This is a genomic window from Plantibacter sp. Mn2098 (assembly GCF_049319745.1).
Lineage (GTDB): Bacteria > Actinomycetota > Actinomycetes > Actinomycetales > Microbacteriaceae > Plantibacter.
The window spans coordinates 1-16,374 of the sequence record NZ_JBMOUH010000015.1; the positions used below are offsets into that span (position 1 = coordinate 1).

Here is a 16,374-nt window from a genome sequence, read left to right on the forward strand (position 1 = left end):
TGTGGGGTGGAACCGGGGAACAGAGGCGACGGGTGACGGGCACACGGGGTGGACCCTTCGACAAGCTCAGGGACCGGCGGCGGGCGGACCGGGGCAGCGGGGTGGACCCTTCGACAAGCTCAGGGACCGGGGTGGCGACGACTTGCGGGCGGCCCTTCGACGAGGTCAGGGACCGGCGGCGGGCGGACCGGGACGGCGCGCGGCACGGGTGGACCCTTCGACAAGCTCAGGAACCGGGACTCGACGGAGCGAGAGCCGGGGCTCGACGGACGAGGGCGGCAGGCGGGGCGCTGTGCGACTGGATACAACCGAGGAGTTACCGGTTTGTGAGATTCGGTCCAGCTGAACGTCAGTGGGGAGCGGCAGACTAGGAGCATGGCCTCTCTGCACGTGCACCCCGACCGTCTGGAGATCAAGCTGACCACCGCGGAGAAAGCGCTCGCGCTCCGCAAGGACAACGTGGTGGTCCCGCGTGACAGCATCCGTTCGGCCACCATCACCGAAGACCCGTGGATCTGGGTCCGCGGCATCCGCGCACCGGGCGCCGCCATCCCGTTGACCCTCGCCATCGGCCAATGGAAGTTCCACGGCGGCAAGGACTTCCTGGTGATCAAGGGCACAAAGCCATCCGTCGTGATCGACCTCGAAGACACCGAATTCTCGCGTCTCATCGTCACCACACGACACGCGGCGGACCTCATCGAGGCGCTCAAACTGTCCTAGGGCGGGCGCGTCGTCGACGCACGACGACCCACCCGCAACACCTGACCGACCAGTATTGCGTGAAGGTCCTGTCGCAGTCCACCCCCTCCCCATCGGCGATGGGGGATATTGCAAGATGCTGATATTTCGCTAGTCTGGGTCAGCTCCCGTCGAGTTCGACCCTGGTCGACTCGATCGAGCCGGACTTGGGGAGTCCGCAGCTGGACTCCTCAGACCGGATGCGCCGAGAGACTGCTTCTGTCGCCTGGCGCGGCATCGCATCGGCTTCATCCACGTCATTCATCGCTTCGAGAGGAACAGCATCATGACCACTCCCGCACCCCAGGACCCGCAGTACCAGCAGCCTCAGCAGTACGCGGCAGCGCCCGCAGACTTCCCGGGCAAGACGCTCGGGCTCGTCGGCCTCATCCTGTCCATCCTGCTGCCGCTCGTCGGCCTCATCCTGAGCCTCGTCGCGAACTCGCAGTCGAAGAAGGCCGGCTTCCCGAACCAGCTCGCGAAGGTCGGCATCATCATCGGTGCGATCCTGACCGCGCTCGGCATCATCGGTGCGATCTTCTGGGGCATCGCCGCAGCCGCACTCATCTCGAACGGCGTCACCACCACCTACTAGCGGTCGCGCTCCCTCGGGAGACGTACACCGTTCTCAGTGAGAACTGCGGGCCGGCTGCATCGTGCAGCCGGCCCGCAGCTGTACCCGGATGCAGACTGACCGCCCTGGAAGCGGCGAGTCAGCCCCGGACACGGCGAGCAAGCCCTCAACACAGCGAGCAAGCCCTGAACGCGGCGAGCAAGCTACGCGCGCACGTCCACCACGATGCGACCGTGCACCCCACCCGCGAGCACCCGCTGGGCGGCATCGATCGCACCGTCCAACGGCACGATCTCGGTGAGCGAGTCGAGGATCCCGAGATCAACACCCGTCGACACGCGCAGCCACGCCTCGTCCCGGAGTTCCCGCGGCGCATCGACCGAATTGACCCCGGCGAGCGTGATCCCACGCAGGATGAACGGCATCACCGTCGCGGGCAGTTCCGCACCACCGGCGAGGCCGCACGATGCCACGGCGCCGCCGTACTCGATCTGCGAGAGCACCGTCGCGAGCGTCTGCCCGCCGACCGAATCGACGGCACCGGCCCAGCGCTGCGTGTCGAGCGGCTTTCCGGCCTCCCCGAACTGCGCGCGGTCGACGACATCCGTCGCGCCGAGTCGGCGGAGCTCATCGCCGAGCTCGTCGACACGGCCGGTCGATGCCGTCACCTCGTAGCCGGCCGAGGCGAGCAGGGAGATCGCGATGGACCCGACACCGCCGCCCGCGCCGGTCACGAGGACAGGCAGACCGCCGGGGACGACGCCGTTGCGCTCCAGCGCGAGCACACACAACTGGGCCGTGAACCCGGCCGTTCCGATGGCGGCGGCCTGCGCGGTCGACAGCTCGTGCGGGATCCGCACGAGCGCATCAGGCCGGACCCGCGCCCGTTCGGCGAGTCCGCCGAACCGCGTCTCGCTCAGCCCGTCGCCGAACAGGGCGACCCGATCGCCGGGTGACCACTTCGCATCGCCCGACGCCGTCACCGTGCCGGCGAGGTCGATCCCGGCGATCATCGGGAACGATCGCACCACCCCGGGCCGCCCGGTGAGCGCGAGCGCATCCTTGTAGTTGACGCTCGAATACTCGACGTCGACCGTCACGGCCTCATCCGGCAGGAACTCGTCGCCGACCTCACGCAGCCGGGCCGTGCGGACGCGTTTCCCGTCCGGCTGCTCGGCCTGCTCGATGACGTATGCGCGTGGCATGCTGCTCCGTTCGACGCTGCTCGCGCGCAATCCCTGCGCGCTCCTGCATGGTCATCCCAGGCTAACCCCGCCAGCACCGGCCCGCGAGGAGACTGGGAGACTGGGGAAGGGGCCGGGAGCGTCAGAAACCGAGGGACGCGAGCGCCTCACGCACCGTGTCCGCCGAGTGGGCGAACTCGCGCTGCTCGCGCTCGGACAGCGCCACATCGATGATGCTCGACACCCCGTGCCGGTTCACGATGCTCGGGACGGACAGTGCGACGCCGCTCACGCCCAGATAGCCGTCGAGGACCGTGCTGACCGGCAGGATCGCGTTCTCATCGCCCAGGATCGCCTCCACGATGCGGGCGCCCGAGATGCCGATCGCATAGTTCGTGGCGCCCTTGCCCTCGATCACCCGGTACGCGGCCGTCCGCACATCGACCGCGATCTCATCAAGCTGCTGCTCCGTGAATCGGGTGCCGTCCGGCAGGATCCAGTCGGTGATGGGGACGGGACCGATCGTGGCGGAAGACCACAGCGGCAGTTCGCTGTCGCCGTGCTCACCCACGATGAGCGCGTGCACCGCCGACGTCGACACCCCGGCGCGCTCTCCCAGCAGCCAGCGCAGACGCGAGGTGTCGAGGACCGTGCCAGAGGAGAACACACGCGATGACGGCAGCCCCGTGATGCGCTGGGCGGCGACCGTGAGGACGTCGCACGGGTTGGTCACGAGCATGTAGACGGCGTTCGGCGCGTGCTCCATGAGCTTCGGGAGGACCTGCTCCAGGATGCCGATGTTCGTGCCGGCGAGCTCGAGTCTGGTCTGGCCGGGCAGTTGCTTGGCCCCCGCCGTGATGACGATGACGTCGGCATCGGCGACGACGGCGATGTCGTCGCCGCCCGTGATCGTGCTGGAACCGATGAACTGGGTGCCGTGCGCGAGATCGAGGACCTCAGCAGCCGCACGCTTCGCATCGATGTCGTAGAGCGCGACCTGCCTGGCGCTGCCGCGGATGAGCGCCGCATAGGCGAGGGAAGCGCCGACGCTCCCGGCACCGACGATGGCCAGCTTGGAGTTCGCACGCACGCTCATGCACCCATCCTGGCATCCCGACGGCTGCGCATCCTGCGGGGTCGCCGCACATCGGTGCAGGATCACGCGGGGCGGGGCGCGGCGGGGCGGGATCTGCGGAATCGGCGAGTCAGCGGGTGAGTTCGTGTCGCAGCCACTCGTTGCGGGACTCGATGAGCCGCACGAGGTGGCGCCGGAGGGCGATGCGTTCCGCGATGAGCCCCAGCGGGCCGAACGGAGCGGTGAAGGTGACGGCGTCGGTCATGAGGGTGTGGGGTGGCCCTTCGACAGGCTCAGGGACCGGCGGTCCTTCGACAGGCTCAGGGACCGGTACCGGGGCTGAAGCCCGGTCGCTGAGCTTGTCGAAGCGCGCCGCGATCGGCTCGAAGGTGTGCACATGCCGGAAAGCGCTGAACGGTCCGCGCACCTGCTCGTCCGTGAACGTGTGCGGCGCATCGAACGCCGTGATCCGACTCGTCATCGTCCACACGATCCCGAAATGACGCGCCCGCCACGTCACCTGCTCGCCATCGCCGATCAGTCCCGTCGTGACGCCGCCGACCGCCCGCTCACCCGAGTCGGCCATCGAGCCGAGGTGCGCATCGATCGATCGCGACAGTTCGAACGCCAGCTCCGGTGCAACCGGCAGCTCGGTGCGACAGACGAAATGGACGGTCACGCCGACGAAACCGCCGGCCCCGAAACCGCCGTGCCCGCCGCACCCGACACCACCTCGCCGCCCCCGGCGTGCACCGGACACCTCGGCGCGGAGGCCGTGTGCTCGTCGCACACCACGAGTTGCGCCCCGCAGCTGGGATCGGCGCAGTTCTGCATGTGCTTGGTGCTGGCGTCGCACACCATGCAGTGGCCGATGACGGCCGTGTGGTCGCTGAAGTCCAACGATCCGCGTTTGTCGAACACGTACAACGACCCCTCCCACAGGCCGTCGTCGCCGAACGTCTCCGCGTATCGGACGATGCCGCCGTCGAGCTGGTACACCTCGCCGAAACCGCGCGACACCATTAGTTCGGACAGCACCTCGCAGCGGATCCCGCCCGTGCAGTAGGTGACGACGGGCTTGCCCTTGAGGTGGTCGTATCGGCCGCTGTCGAGTTCCGCGACGAAATCGCGCGTCGTCTCGACGTCGGGCACGATCGCGTTCTTGAATCGGCCGATCTCCGCCTCGAACGCGTTCCGGCCGTCGAAGAACACGAGTTCGTCCCCGCGTTCCTCGACGAGCGTGTGCAGTTCGGCCGGTTGCAGGTGCGTCCCGCCGCCGACGACACCGTGCTCGTCGACCCGCAGCTCACCCGGTGCGCCGAAGGAGACGACCTCATCGCGCACCTTCACGCTCAGCCGCGGGAAGTCCGCACTGCGACGCCACGGCGCCGGACGGTGCTTGTCGGTGCGGACCGGGTCGTCCTCGTCGAAGCCGCTGCCATCGCTCCACTTGATGTCCATGCCGGCGAACGCCGGGTGCTCCTTCGTCTTCCGCACGTAGAGCTTGCAGGCGTCGACCTCTCCGCCGACCGTCCCGTTGATGCCGTCCTTGGAGATCAGGATGCGACCGCGCAGCCCGAGCGATTCGCACAGGTCGCGTTGCCACAGCCGGATCGCCTCTGGGTCGGCGAGCGGGGTGAACGCGTAGTACAGGAGGATCTTCGGGACAGCCACCGCTCAATCGTACGGCGCACCGGTCCGTGCGCTCCGCGATCGCTGCAGCCTCCGCGATCTCCGCGATCGCCGCAGTCGCCGCGATCTCGACCCCTGCCCCGGATGTTTAGCTTGGGTCCCTAGGGTGGAGCGAGAGAGAACGGAGCGTCCATGTTCGCCTACGATCCCTATACGCTGCTCGACCAGGTGCCGGCCTTCACCGTGGAGAGCGACGACATCGCCGATGGTGCGCCGCTGCCGCGCGCACAGTACGGTGCAGATGCCGGAGGCGAGGATCGGTCCCCGCATCTGCGGTGGAGCGGGTTCCCGGAGGGCACCAAGAGCTTCGCCGTGACGTGCTTCGACCCGGATGCTCCGACGGGCAGCGGGTTCTGGCACTGGGCCGTGACCAACATCCCTGCCGATGTCACGGAGCTGGCTGCCGGGGCGGGCGCACCTGCCGGATCGCCCGGGTCTGAGGCGCTGCCCGCGAGTGCGCTGACGCTGCCGAACGAGTTGCGCCTGGCGCAGTTCGTCGGAGCCGGACCGCCGGAGGGCACCGGCGTGCACCGCTACATCTTCGTGGTCCACGCCGTCGACGTCCCGGCGTTCGACCTCGATCCGCAGTCGACCCCTGCCGTACTCGGCTTCAACCTGCACTTCCACACGCTCGGGCGTGCGGTGCTGGCTGCGACGGGCGCGTTCGGCGCGGTCTGATTCCGCCGGCCCGTTCCTGAAGAGGGCGGCGGTGGCCTGCGGGCCTCAGCGGTCCAGGCCGCGCTCGGCTCGTTGCTGCGTCGCTGAATCACTGATGAGCGACGTCAAACGCTGCTCGCCGGGTGTGCCGCGGTAGTCGAGGATCGTGAACCGCCCGCACGCGATCCGCGCCGCCGGTTGCCCGAGTTCCTCGTCGGGGGAGTGGAACCACGCCGACTGCGAGTCGACCACGAGATAGGACACGTCCTGTCCGGTGAAGTCCGCGGCGTTCGTGATCCACAGGTACGGGTGGTAATTCGCGTCGATCTGCAGCAGGTGCGTGTTGCGCTCGCCGTAGGCCTGCAACCCGCGGACGGTCCAGAACTCGCCGGCGCCGGTCAGATCCTGATCGCCGACCCAGTCCGCGAGGCACTCGGCGCCGGCGAACCGGTGCACGTCCGGGTCCGCGCCGATCCGTGAAACGGAGACCGCGCCGCCGGCGAGCACCCCGCCCACAAGAGCGACGACGGCGATGGCCGCGGCCACCGTGACGCGGGTGTCACGACGGCGTCGCTCGGCTGCTGCCGCTGCGCCCCACCATCGTTGCACCGCGACCCCGGCGTACGCGGTCGCCACCGTGAGCGCCACGATCGGTGCGAACCACAGCGGCGCGAAGTACCGGGCGGCCTCGGTGCCGAGGAGCATCATCGCGAAGAACGTCGTGACGATCGTGATGCCGGAGGCGAGCAGGACCGTGACGGTCGCCGGGTGCCAGCGGCGCATCATCGCGAGTGCCGCCGCACCGACCGTCACGACCGCGGCGATGATGACGAGGACGATCTCGACGACACCGGCCGCGGTGGTGGTCGTGTCCGCGATGCGCGCGCCGTAGTACTCGGACGAGACCGTCCAGCCGTTCTGACGGATGTACCCGTCGAGGTTGGCGGAAATGTAGCGAGCGAACGGCATCCGCAACACGAGCCCTGCGAGCGTGCCGACCGACAGCACACCGACCGCCCAGAGGGACCGTCGCCACGGCACGATGCGCACCACCGCGACCACGAATGCGGTCGCAGCCGCCGGCGCGACCGCCCACACCCCGTACAGCGGATTGGAGAAGATGCACAACGCGGTCAGGACGCCGAGCGCGATCAACCAACCGATCCGGTCCCGGCCTGCCGCACCCCCGTGCCCCAGGGTCATCCCGAGCAGCCCGATCGTGAACAGCAGCCCGAGCGTCGAGCCGGAGTAGTACGTGGTGGTGAGGAAGAGGGAGGCGAGTTCGAAGCTGTCGCGGAGCATCGTGTGTTCGAGGAGGACGAGCAGGACGAGCCAGCTGATCGGGACGATGGCGGCCGCGATGCGGAGGGCGGGGGCGAGGGTCGGGGTGGTGCGGAGGGCGACGGCGCGCACGATCAGGCGGAGCGCCGCGTACACCGCGAGGACGTTGAGCACACCGTTGACGACGAACGCGAGCTGCGGGGTGTGCCCGATCAGCCGTGACAGCAGATAGAGGGGTATCTCCGGGAACGCGAAGAAGACGGCAGACATCGACCACAGTTGTGCTTCACCCGAGGTGAAGGAGCGGAGCATGATCGGCAGGATGACGCTGTCGCCGTCGGAGAGGAAGACGGCGGCCCGTTCGGTGGACAGGACGTGGGCGACGGCGATGAGCGCGAGCGCCGCGACGACCAGGACGCCGAGGACTTCGAGTCCGATGCGGGCGACGATCCGGGCAGGACGGGTCGTCGAGGACGGAGCCGGGGACGGCGTCGAGGTCTGCTCAGGGGCCACCGCGCGAGCATAGCGAGCAGGACCGAAAAAATCCTGCGTCAGGAGCCGGCGGCCCGCACGAGCACGTCGAGCTTCGCGCCGAAGGCTGCCTCGATGAACTCGGCGGCGACGGCGTCCTCATCGCGGATGTCGGGCATCCCGACGGCGAGCAGGGTGTTGAAGAGCATGCCGTGGGCGAGGAAGGTCGTCGCCTCCTCCGGGCTGAACCCGACCTCCTCGCGGAAGAACGTGTAGACGCGCAGGAACCCCTTGCGGGCGCACGGGCCGATGACCGGCTCGTCGCCCATCATGTTGCCCTGCATGATGACGAGGTGGATGCCGCGGTCGCTCGCGAGCTGCACGTACGCGCGTCCGAGCCGTCCAGGCAGGGTGTCCGCCGGCTCTCCCGATGCCGCGTGGGCAGCGATCTCGGCGCGGAACTCCCCGAGGAGTGACGCGAGTGCGCGTTCGAGCGTCTCCAGGAACAGCTGTTCCTTCGTGCCGAACATCCGCACGACGTAGGGCTGACTGATGCCGGCCGCCTTGGCGACCTGGTCGGTCGTGGTGCCCGCATAGCCGGTCCGACCGAACTCGACGCCGGCCGCCTGGAGGACGAGTTCGCGTCGTTCTGCTGCGGGGATGCGACGTGCTTGCTGTTCGGCCATGTGTGTCATAGTATCAGCTGATTACTTCAAGTAATCATTCAATAACCACATCTCGGCCGCACTGCGACGACAACGAAAGAATCCCCTCGTGACCAGACGATCAGTCCCTGTATGGCTCGCCATCCTCGCGACGTCACTCCCCATGTTCATGGCCTCGCTCGACAACCTCGTTGTCACGAGCGCCCTCCCAGTCCTGCATGAAGACCTCGGTGCAGGCATCGACCAGCTGCAGTGGTTCGTGAACGCGTACACGCTCAGCTTCGCGACGTTTATGCTGCTGGCCGTCACCTTCGGCGACCGCTTCGGCCGCCGCCGCACCTTCCAGGTCGGCATCACCGTCTTCATCCTCTCCTCGGCAGCCGCAGCCCTGAGCTCGGATCCGCTGCAGCTGATCATCGCCAGGGCCGTTCAGGGCCTCGGAGCGGCCGCCCTCCTCCCGCTGTCGCTCCCACTCCTCATCGGCGCGGTCCCCGATCGCCTCCGCAGCCTCGCGATCGGCGTCTGGGGCGGCGTCTCCGGCCTCGGCGTCGCACTCGGCCCCGTGATCGGCGGCGCGATCATCGACGGGTGGAACTGGCAGACGATCTTCTGGATCAACGTGCCGCTCGGCATCATCGCGATCCCGCTCGTCCACTTCGCGCTCGGCGAGAGCTTCGGAGCCAAGGTGCGGCCCGACATCATCGGAACGGTCCTCGCCGGTGTCGCCGTGTTCGGCATCGTCTACGGGGTCGTCAGGGGCAACGACGCAGGCTGGACGAGCGCAGAGGTCCTCACGGCGCTCATCGGCGGCGGTGTCCTGCTCGTCGCCTTCATCCTGCGCCAGCGTGCGGCCAGTGCGCCGCTGCTGCCGTTGCGGCTGTTCGCGGACCGCAGCTTCTCAGTGGCCAACGTCGTCGGGTTCACCTTCAGCTTCGGTGCGTTCGGATCGACGTTCATCCTCATCCAGTTCCTCCAGATCGTGCAGGGGAAGACGCCGCTCGAAGCCGGGCTCATGACCCTGCCGTGGACCGGACTGCCGATGATCGTGGCGCCGCTGGCCGGACTCGTCGCCCCACGCGTCGGGACGCGTGCACTCATCGTCACCGGCCTGCTGTCGCTCGCGGCTGGGCTCGGCTGGCTCGCATCCACGATGACCGCGGACGCCGCGTTCACGACCATGCTGCCCGGCTTCCTGCTCGCGGGGCTCGGCATGGGACTCGTGTTCGCCCCCAGCTCGACCGCGGTGCTCGCCAACGTCCGGGCGGCCGACCGGGCCAAGGCGTCCGGCACCAACTCGACGCTGCGCGAGATCGGCGTTGCGCTCGGAACGGCGGTGCTCGCCGCGGTGTTCACGGGTGCCGGCGGACAGCTGACGCCGACCGGCTACGTCGACGCAGCCATCCCGGCCGTCTTCGTCGGTGCCGCCGTTGTGGTGCTCGCCGCAGTCATCGCGATGTTCCTGCCGGCCGGCAGAGCACGGACGGACGCACCTGCCGTATCGTCCGGGCGAGACGGCGGCCAGGCCGATGCGAGTGCCGACGGGCGGCTGCGCGACCCCGCCGCCGACCGCGCGACGTTGACTCCCGCGCCATGATCGGCCGCCCGGTGTCCCACTTCTGAGGAAAGCTACAACGCCCTGCCGCATCCGAGTGCGCTGGCCTACTGTGGAAGGAGACTTCGAGGGAGAGGGCGATCGGCATGACGGGCACAACAGGCATGACCACCGCGGTGATCGTCGATGCGATCAGGACGCCGTCCGGCCGGGGCAAACCGGGCGGCGCACTGAACGGGTTCCACCCGGCCGACCTCCTCTCCCACACCCTGAGAGCCATCGTCGAACGCAACGATCTCGACCCCGGGATCATCGACGACGTGATCGCCGGCTGCGTCACCCAGGGCGGGCAGCAGTCGGCGAACATCGCACGGAACGCGATCCTCGGAGCAGGCTTCCCCGAATCGGTCCCAGGGACCACGATCGACCGCCAGTGCGGTTCCAGCCAGCAGGCGGCGACGTTCGCGGCGCAGAGCATCATCGCCGGAACGCACGACGTCGTCATCGCGTGCGGCGTCGAGTCGATGAGTCGCCTCCCCATCGGCGCCGCAGCGGGCGGTCAGGACCCATTCGGCACGATGCTGCACGAACGGTACCCGATCGGCCTCGTCAACCAGGGCGTGTCGGCCGAGCTGATCGCGGCCAGGTGGGGGATCGACCGCGACGCCCTCGACGCGTACGCGGCGCGCTCGCACAAGCGCGCAGCAGCGACGTGGGCGGCCGGCGGATTCGACCGGGAGGTCATCCCGGTGACGACGCCGGACGGGTCGATCATCGCCGCCGACGAGACGGTGCGGTCAGGGACGACCGTCGAAGGCCTCGCCGGGCTGCCTGCCGCGTTCTTCTCGGATGCGCTCGCCGACCGCTTCCCCGAGATCGGCTGGCGCATCACGCCGGGCAATTCCTCTCCGCTGACCGACGGCGGCTCGGCCGCGCTCATCATGAGCGAGGAACGAGCGGCGCAATTGGGGCTCACCCCGCGCGCGCGGTTCGTGTCGTTCGCGGTCGTCGGAAGCGACCCGATCGAGATGCTCACGGGCGTCATTCCCGCCACCCGTCGGATCCTCGATCGCAGCGGTCTGACCATCGACGACATCGACGCGTTCGAAGTCAACGAGGCGTTCGCCTCCGTCCCACTCGCCTGGCAGCAGGAGTTCGGGGTAGACGATGCGTGGCTCAACCCGCGCGGCGGTGCGATCGCCCTCGGACACCCGCTCGGAGCATCGGGGACGAAACTCCTCGCGACCCTCCTCGGGCAACTCGAAGCGACGGGCGGCCGCTACGGCCTCCAGACAATGTGCGAGGGCGGCGGCATGGCCAACGCGACGATCATCGAGCGGTTGTGAGGGTGCGGCTGTGAGGGCGCTGCCTCACTCGACCACTTGACCATCTGGGCGACGGAAGCGACAGGAGCGACAGGAGCGACATGGACATCACGGGGGCATCGGCGATCGTCACGGGCGGGGCGTCCGGCCTCGGGTACGCGACCGCGATCCGACTGGCGGGCGCGGGCGCGCGGGTCGTCATCGTGGACCTGCCGGGTTCAGCTGGGGCCGAGCGCGCCGACGAGCTGGGCGGCTTCGCGACGTTCGTTCCGGCCGATGTGACGGACGGTCCGCAGGTGCAGGCCGCGGTCGACGCCGCCGTCGAGCGGGGGCCGCTGCGCGTTGTGGTCAACTGCGCCGGGATCGCGCCGCCCGCGAAGGTCCTCGGCAGAGACGGCCCGGCGGACCTCGCCGCGTTCGAACGGGTCATCCGGATCAACCTCGTCGGCACGTTCAACGTCATCCGGCTCGCCGCGGACGCGATGCAGCACAACGACCCCGCCGGCGACGAACACGGGGCAGGGGCCGACCGCGGCGTCATCGTGAACACGGCATCCGTTGCGGCCTTCGACGGGCAGATCGGGCAGCCGGCGTACGCGGCTTCGAAGGGCGGGGTGCACGCGATGACCCTGCCGATCGCCCGTGAGCTGGCGCGGTTCGGGATCCGGGTGGTCACCATCGCACCGGGGATCATGGAGACGCCGATGCTGGCCGGGCTTCCGGAGGCAGCGCAGCTGTCGCTCGGTCAGCAGGTGCCGCATCCGGCACGTCTCGGCCGACCGGACGAGTACGCGGGGCTGGTGCTGCACATCGTCGAGAACGGGTACCTGAACGGCGAGACGATCCGGCTCGACGGGGCGATCCGGATGGCCCCGAAGTGAGCAGGCCCTTCGACGAGCTCAGGGACCGCGCGCGCTTCGGGCCCTTCGACGAGCTCAGGGACCGCGCGCGCTTCGGGCCCTTCGACAAGCTCAGGGACCGCGCGTCGGTCGGGCCCTTCGACAAGCTCAGGGACCGCGGTCATTGAGCCTGTCGAAATGCACCGCCCCATCACCAAGATCGCAACCCCCGGTCCCTGAGCCTGTCGAAGGGCCAGGCACAGCAACACGTCCCGGTCCCTGAGCTTGTCGAAGGGCCAGAGGCACAACACCACCCGAACCAACCGCACGAGAGGAACCGCATGAGTGACAGCATCCTGTTCGAGGTCGACGGGGGAGTGGCGCACGTCACCCTCAATCGCCCGGCGAGGCTGAACGCGATCAACCCGGACGCCGCGACCAGGTGGCGTGACATCGCCGCAGAGATCGCGCGCCGGGACGACATCGGCGCCGTCCTGTTCGATGCCAACGGTCCGGCGTTCTGCGCCGGCGGCGACGTGCTCGAGATGGCCGGACTCGGTGGCCGTCAGGCTGACGGTGAGGCTGATGGTGATGGTGCCGGTGCCGGTACTGCCTCCCCCGGCCGCGGTGCGATGGTCCGAGACCTCGCCGACACCATCCACGAGGGTCATCGGCTCCTGCAGGAGGCCGGCAAGCCGATCGTCGCAGCCGTCCAGGGAGCCGTCGCTGGCGGCGGGCTGGGTTTTATGCTCGTGGCGGATGTCATCATCGCCTCCGATCGTGCGAAGTTCGTGAGCAAGTACGCGGACATCGGCCTCACCCCGGACTGCGGCGTCAGCACGCTGCTCCCGGAGGCGATCGGGATGCGTCGGGCGCTCGAACTCGTCCTCACCCCGCGGACGCTCTCCGCAGCTGAGGCGCTCGACTGGGGTCTGGTGACCGAGGTCGTGCCGTCCGAGGCGCTCGCCGATCGCGCGCGTGAGATCGCCGCATCGTGGATCCAGGGTGCGACGGGTGCGTTCGGTCAGGCCAGGCGGCTGCTGCGCGGAGGCGTCGGACGCAGCTTCCAGGATGCGCTCGATGACGAGGCCCGCACGATCGGCACAGCCATCGAGACGCCCGATGCCGAGGCGCGCATCGGTGCGTTCGCCGCCGCGTCGAAGCAGCAGCAGCAACAACAGCAGCGACCTCCGCAGCCGGAGCGTGTGAAACCACATCCGTCCCCGGCATCCATTCCGAGCCACAAGGAGCACGTATGACGACCCTCGCCGGCAAGACCATCCTGATGTCCGGCGGCAGCCGCGGCATCGGTCTCGCGATCGCGATCCGCGCAGCGCAGGACGGCGCGAACATCGCGCTCCTCGCGAAGACGGACACCCCGGATCCGCGGCTCGACGGCACGATCCACACCGCGGCCGACGCCATCCGTGCTGCTGGCGGCCAGGCGCTGGCGATCGTCGGTGACGTCCGCAACGATGACGACATCCAGCGCGCGGTGTTCGAGACGGTGGGCGAGTTCGGCGGCATCGACATCGTGGTCAACAATGCGAGCGTGCTGAACCTCTCGCGGACGCTCGACCTCGACGTGAAGCGGTACGACCTCATGCAGGACGTGAACGTGCGCGGGACGTTCATGCTTTCGCGGGCGGCGATCCCGCAGCTGAAGGAATCCGCGAATCCGCACATCCTGTCGCTCTCGCCGCCCATCAACCTCGACCCGAAGTGGCTGGGCGGTCACACGGCGTACACGATGGCGAAGTACGGGATGACGCTGGCGACGCTCGGGATCGCGGCGGAGTTCGCACGCGACGGGATCGCGGCGAACACGCTGTGGCCGAAGACGACGATCAAGACGGCGGCGGTCGGCAACATCCTCGGCGGCGAGGCGATGCTCGCGAAGAGTCGGACGCCGGAGATCTACGCCGATGCCGCCTACGAGGTGCTCGTGCGGCCGTCGCGCGAGTTCACCGGTCAGTCGCTGCTCGTCGAGGACGTGCTCGCGGCATCGGGCGTCACCGACCTGTCGAAGTATTCGCCCGGAGTCGACGAGTCCGAGCTCTTCCCCGACATCTTCCTGTGAGCGACGCTGCGCTTCGCCCCGGTCCCTGAGCTGCAACCCCGGTCCCTGAGCTTGTCGAAGGGCCCGTTCACAACTCAGGAGACCCCTCGGCGTGTCGGCCAAGACCGCGCATTCCGGAGGCGACACGCCGGAGCGCTCCTGAGTTGTGAACCGTTTCCGAACGGATCGAGCCGTCAGCCCGTCGCGTCAGTCGACCACGAACAGGCGCGCACCGGTGGCCGTGCTCGACCGGTGCGCCTCCATCCCGGAGCTCACCTGGTAGGTCTGCCCCGCCGTGAGCGAAACGGTGCGGCCGTCGTCGAGTTCGGTCATGAGCTCGCCGTCGAGGACGAGGAGCACATGCCCGCGCGAGCACCAGTGGTCGGCGAGGTAGCCGGCGGAGTAGTCGACCATGCGGATGCGGAGGTCGCCGATCTCCTGGGTGCGCCATCGGGCCTCCCCGGTGAATCCGGCGTGGACGGTCGGCTCGACGGCGGCCCAGTCCGTGGTCGAGAATGCGTGCTCAGCGATATGCATGTCGCTAGCGTATGTGCTGTTCACAACTCAGGAGACCCCTCGGCGTGTCGGCCAAGACCGCGCATTCCGGAGGCGACACGCCGGAGCGGTCCTGAGTTGTGAACCGGGGCCGCCCTTCGACGGGCTCAGGGATCGGTGCGGCTCGGCTCAGGGGGTCGAAGCGGCCCGGCTCAGGGGCCGGAGCAGCTCGGCTCAGGGACCGGGAGTCAGCTCGACTCCGGTGCGGCCGGACTGCTCGGGGTGGCCGGAGTAGGCCGGCACCTGATGGATGTTCTGCTCGACCCAGGACCGGATGTGCGCGAGTGGGGCGGTCGCGCTGCGGCCGAGATCGGTCAGCGCGTACTCGACGTGCAGCGGTACACCGGGGATGACGGTCCGTTCGATGAGGCCGCTCTCCTCGAGCTTCCGCAGTGTGCTCGTCAGGACCTTCGGGCTCACGCCCTCCAGGCGTCGCTTGACCTCGCCGAATCGCAGCGTGCCGTCCTCGAGGGCGCCGATCGCGAGCGCCGTCCACTTGTTGGCGATGAGATCGAGCATGTCGCGGCACGGGCAGGCGGCGGCGTAGACGTCGTTGCGATCGCAGTGGGCTGCGTGGGTATCGGTCGAGGCCTGGTCCGTCACGATCGCCATGCTAGCCGCCATGGTACCCGAAGGGAACCAGGCCCCCTTGCGGGTAACCACCACCCCCGGCGTACGCTCGCGACATGACCGAACAGATGCACGCCGTCGCGTACCGGAAGAACCTCCCCATCACCGATCCAGCGAGCCTCGCGGACGTCGAGCTCCCCGTCCCGACACTCCGTCCGCACGACCTCCTCGTGCGCGTCGAGGCCGTCTCGGTGAACCCCGTCGACGTCAAGCAGAGGGCGGGCTCCGACCCCGGCGGCGACTGGCGCGTGCTCGGGTACGACCAGGCCGGAACGGTCGAGGCGATCGGCGACGCCGTCACCCTCTTCGCGGTCGGCGACCGGGTCTACTCGGCGGGATCCATCGATCGGCAGGGCACCGATGCGGATCTCCACACGGTCGACGAACGCATCGTCGGGCACATGCCCGCATCGCTCGGGTTCGCGGAGGCCGCCGCCCTCCCGCTCACGAGCATCACGGCGTGGGAAGCCCTCTTCGACCGCTTCCGGCTCACTGCGGACAGCGACGACGCACTCCTCGTCCTCGGAGGCGCCGGCGGCGTCGGTTCCGCGATGATCCAGCTCGCGCGGGAACTGACGAACGTCACGATCATCGCGACGGCGTCGAGGCCGGAATCCGCAGCCTGGGTCCGCGAGCTCGGAGCGCACCACATCGTCGACCACCACGGGGACCTCGTCGCCCAGCTCGCCGAGATCGCACCGAAGGGCGTCCGCTACGTCTTCACGCCGTTCTCCGCCGGGATGATCGACACGTTCGCCGCGATCGTCGCACCGGGCGGCGAGATCACCGCGATCGACGAACCGGACGGCCTGGACATCCGCCCGCTCAAGTCGAAGAGCATCACCTGGCACTGGGAGCTCATGTTCACGCGACCGCTGTACGGGACGGACGACATGATCGAGCAGCATCGGCTCCTCGACCGCGTCGCAGAGCTCGTCGACGCCGGACGGTTCCGCACGACGCTCAGCACGACTCTGCACGGTCTCGACGCCGCGAACCTGCGGGAAGCGCATCGGCTCGTCGAATCGGGTCGCACGGTCGGCAAGGTCGTGGTTGCGCGAGCGTGATGGCTGC

18 protein-coding genes are annotated in these 16,374 nt (G+C 68.9%); 9 read left to right on the forward strand and 9 right to left on the reverse strand.

The window, feature by feature from the left end; translation table 11 throughout:
- Positions 1 to 375: 375 nt before the first annotated feature.
- Complete coding sequence (locus ACL9RL_RS19040) at positions 376 to 723, forward strand: hypothetical protein (RefSeq protein WP_422781865.1); 348 nt, start codon at positions 376 to 378, stop codon at positions 721 to 723.
- Between the two features lie 139 nt (positions 724 to 862).
- Here the strand turns inward: ACL9RL_RS19040 and ACL9RL_RS19045 are convergent, their stop codons facing one another.
- Positions 863 to 1,006, reverse strand: a complete 144-nt coding sequence (locus tag ACL9RL_RS19045) for a hypothetical protein (protein WP_422781866.1) — start codon at positions 1,004 to 1,006, stop codon at positions 863 to 865.
- Positions 1,007 to 1,027: 21 nt separating this feature from the next.
- Between ACL9RL_RS19045 and ACL9RL_RS19050 the strand changes: the two genes are divergently transcribed.
- Positions 1,028 to 1,336 (forward strand): hypothetical protein, encoded by a 309-nt coding sequence (locus ACL9RL_RS19050; protein WP_422781867.1) that lies wholly within the window; start codon positions 1,028 to 1,030, stop codon positions 1,334 to 1,336.
- Between the two features lie 182 nt (positions 1,337 to 1,518).
- Here the strand turns inward: ACL9RL_RS19050 and ACL9RL_RS19055 are convergent, their stop codons facing one another.
- The 4 genes from ACL9RL_RS19055 to ACL9RL_RS19070 all read right to left on the reverse strand — a co-directional run bounded on the left by ACL9RL_RS19055 (position 1,519) and on the right by ACL9RL_RS19070 (position 5,248).
- A complete protein-coding gene (locus ACL9RL_RS19055) occupies positions 1,519 to 2,520 on the reverse strand; it encodes an MDR family oxidoreductase (RefSeq protein ID WP_422781868.1) in 1,002 nt (333 codons plus the stop codon).
- A 121-nt stretch (positions 2,521 to 2,641) separates the two neighbouring features.
- On the reverse strand, positions 2,642 to 3,595 hold the full coding sequence (locus ACL9RL_RS19060; RefSeq protein WP_422781869.1) for an L-lactate dehydrogenase: 954 nt from the start codon (positions 3,593 to 3,595) through the stop codon (positions 2,642 to 2,644).
- Between the two features lie 109 nt (positions 3,596 to 3,704).
- Positions 3,705 to 4,253 carry an SRPBCC family protein gene (locus ACL9RL_RS19065; protein WP_422781870.1) on the reverse strand — a complete coding sequence of 183 codons (549 nt, stop codon included), beginning with the start codon at positions 4,251 to 4,253 and terminating at the stop codon, positions 3,705 to 3,707.
- Positions 4,250 to 5,248: a rhodanese-related sulfurtransferase gene (locus ACL9RL_RS19070; RefSeq protein ID WP_422781871.1), complete on the reverse strand. Its 999-nt coding sequence runs from the start codon at positions 5,246 to 5,248 to the stop codon at positions 4,250 to 4,252. Before ACL9RL_RS19070 ends, ACL9RL_RS19065 begins: the two co-directional genes overlap by 4 nt.
- Positions 5,249 to 5,398: 150 nt before the next feature.
- On the opposite strand from ACL9RL_RS19070, the gene ACL9RL_RS19075 reads away from it, so the two are divergent.
- The gene (locus ACL9RL_RS19075; RefSeq protein WP_422781872.1) at positions 5,399 to 5,944 is read left to right on the forward strand and encodes a YbhB/YbcL family Raf kinase inhibitor-like protein; all 546 of its coding nucleotides are present in this window, start codon (positions 5,399 to 5,401) and stop codon (positions 5,942 to 5,944) included.
- A 45-nt stretch (positions 5,945 to 5,989) separates the two neighbouring features.
- Here the strand turns inward: ACL9RL_RS19075 and ACL9RL_RS19080 are convergent, their stop codons facing one another.
- Both ACL9RL_RS19080 and ACL9RL_RS19085 read right to left on the reverse strand, forming a co-directional pair.
- The gene (locus ACL9RL_RS19080) at positions 5,990 to 7,717 is read right to left on the reverse strand and encodes a hypothetical protein (RefSeq protein ID WP_422781873.1); all 1,728 of its coding nucleotides are present in this window, start codon (positions 7,715 to 7,717) and stop codon (positions 5,990 to 5,992) included.
- 38 nt (positions 7,718 to 7,755) lie between these two features.
- Entirely contained in the window at positions 7,756 to 8,361 is a 606-nt protein-coding gene (locus tag ACL9RL_RS19085) for a TetR/AcrR family transcriptional regulator (RefSeq protein WP_422781874.1), read from the reverse strand.
- 88 nt (positions 8,362 to 8,449) lie between these two features.
- Between ACL9RL_RS19085 and ACL9RL_RS19090 the strand changes: the two genes are divergently transcribed.
- From ACL9RL_RS19090 to ACL9RL_RS19110, 5 genes are all read left to right on the forward strand, one after another.
- Complete coding sequence (locus ACL9RL_RS19090; RefSeq protein ID WP_422781875.1) at positions 8,450 to 9,934, forward strand: DHA2 family efflux MFS transporter permease subunit; 1,485 nt, start codon at positions 8,450 to 8,452, stop codon at positions 9,932 to 9,934.
- Between the two features lie 122 nt (positions 9,935 to 10,056).
- A complete protein-coding gene (locus tag ACL9RL_RS19095) occupies positions 10,057 to 11,238 on the forward strand; it encodes a thiolase family protein (RefSeq protein ID WP_422781927.1) in 1,182 nt (393 codons plus the stop codon).
- An 80-nt stretch (positions 11,239 to 11,318) separates the two neighbouring features.
- Positions 11,319 to 12,098, forward strand: a complete 780-nt coding sequence (locus tag ACL9RL_RS19100) for an SDR family NAD(P)-dependent oxidoreductase (protein ID WP_422781876.1) — start codon at positions 11,319 to 11,321, stop codon at positions 12,096 to 12,098.
- Positions 12,099 to 12,397: 299 nt separating this feature from the next.
- Positions 12,398 to 13,315, forward strand: a complete 918-nt coding sequence (locus ACL9RL_RS19105) for an enoyl-CoA hydratase/isomerase family protein (RefSeq protein WP_422781877.1) — start codon at positions 12,398 to 12,400, stop codon at positions 13,313 to 13,315.
- Positions 13,312 to 14,136, forward strand: a complete 825-nt coding sequence (locus ACL9RL_RS19110; RefSeq protein WP_422781878.1) for an SDR family oxidoreductase — start codon at positions 13,312 to 13,314, stop codon at positions 14,134 to 14,136. Before ACL9RL_RS19105 ends, ACL9RL_RS19110 begins: the two co-directional genes overlap by 4 nt.
- A gap of 186 nt (positions 14,137 to 14,322) precedes the next feature.
- Here ACL9RL_RS19110 and ACL9RL_RS19115 read toward each other — a convergent pair whose 3' ends face one another.
- A complete protein-coding gene (locus ACL9RL_RS19115) occupies positions 14,323 to 14,652 on the reverse strand; it encodes a DHCW motif cupin fold protein (RefSeq protein WP_422781879.1) in 330 nt (109 codons plus the stop codon).
- A 192-nt stretch (positions 14,653 to 14,844) separates the two neighbouring features.
- Positions 14,845 to 15,282: a winged helix-turn-helix transcriptional regulator gene (locus ACL9RL_RS19120; protein WP_422781880.1), complete on the reverse strand. Its 438-nt coding sequence runs from the start codon at positions 15,280 to 15,282 to the stop codon at positions 14,845 to 14,847.
- 74 nt (positions 15,283 to 15,356) lie between these two features.
- Here ACL9RL_RS19120 and ACL9RL_RS19125 point away from each other — a divergent pair, with 74 nt between their 5' ends.
- Positions 15,357 to 16,367 (forward strand): zinc-binding alcohol dehydrogenase family protein, encoded by a 1,011-nt coding sequence (locus tag ACL9RL_RS19125; protein WP_422781881.1) that lies wholly within the window; start codon positions 15,357 to 15,359, stop codon positions 16,365 to 16,367.
- The last annotated feature ends 7 nt before the right edge of the window (positions 16,368 to 16,374 follow it).

Coding starts and splice junctions, on each gene's coding strand:
- ACL9RL_RS19125 (WP_422781881.1), top strand. CDS start 15,357: ATGACCGAACAGATGCACGCCGTCGCGTACCGGAAGAACCTCCCCATC.
- ACL9RL_RS19110 (WP_422781878.1), top strand. CDS start 13,312: ATGACGACCCTCGCCGGCAAGACCATCCTGATGTCCGGCGGCAGCCGC.
- ACL9RL_RS19085 (WP_422781874.1), bottom strand. CDS start 8,361: ATGGCCGAACAGCAAGCACGTCGCATCCCCGCAGCAGAACGACGCGAA.
- ACL9RL_RS19040 (WP_422781865.1), top strand. CDS start 376: ATGGCCTCTCTGCACGTGCACCCCGACCGTCTGGAGATCAAGCTGACC.
- ACL9RL_RS19075 (WP_422781872.1), top strand. CDS start 5,399: ATGTTCGCCTACGATCCCTATACGCTGCTCGACCAGGTGCCGGCCTTC.
- ACL9RL_RS19120 (WP_422781880.1), bottom strand. CDS start 15,282: ATGGCGATCGTGACGGACCAGGCCTCGACCGATACCCACGCAGCCCAC.
- ACL9RL_RS19060 (WP_422781869.1), bottom strand. CDS start 3,595: ATGAGCGTGCGTGCGAACTCCAAGCTGGCCATCGTCGGTGCCGGGAGC.
- ACL9RL_RS19045 (WP_422781866.1), bottom strand. CDS start 1,006: ATGAATGACGTGGATGAAGCCGATGCGATGCCGCGCCAGGCGACAGAA.
- ACL9RL_RS19050 (WP_422781867.1), top strand. CDS start 1,028: ATGACCACTCCCGCACCCCAGGACCCGCAGTACCAGCAGCCTCAGCAG.
- ACL9RL_RS19100 (WP_422781876.1), top strand. CDS start 11,319: ATGGACATCACGGGGGCATCGGCGATCGTCACGGGCGGGGCGTCCGGC.
- ACL9RL_RS19115 (WP_422781879.1), bottom strand. CDS start 14,652: ATGCATATCGCTGAGCACGCATTCTCGACCACGGACTGGGCCGCCGTC.
- ACL9RL_RS19105 (WP_422781877.1), top strand. CDS start 12,398: ATGAGTGACAGCATCCTGTTCGAGGTCGACGGGGGAGTGGCGCACGTC.
- ACL9RL_RS19055 (WP_422781868.1), bottom strand. CDS start 2,520: ATGCCACGCGCATACGTCATCGAGCAGGCCGAGCAGCCGGACGGGAAA.
- ACL9RL_RS19095 (WP_422781927.1), top strand. CDS start 10,057: ATGACCACCGCGGTGATCGTCGATGCGATCAGGACGCCGTCCGGCCGG.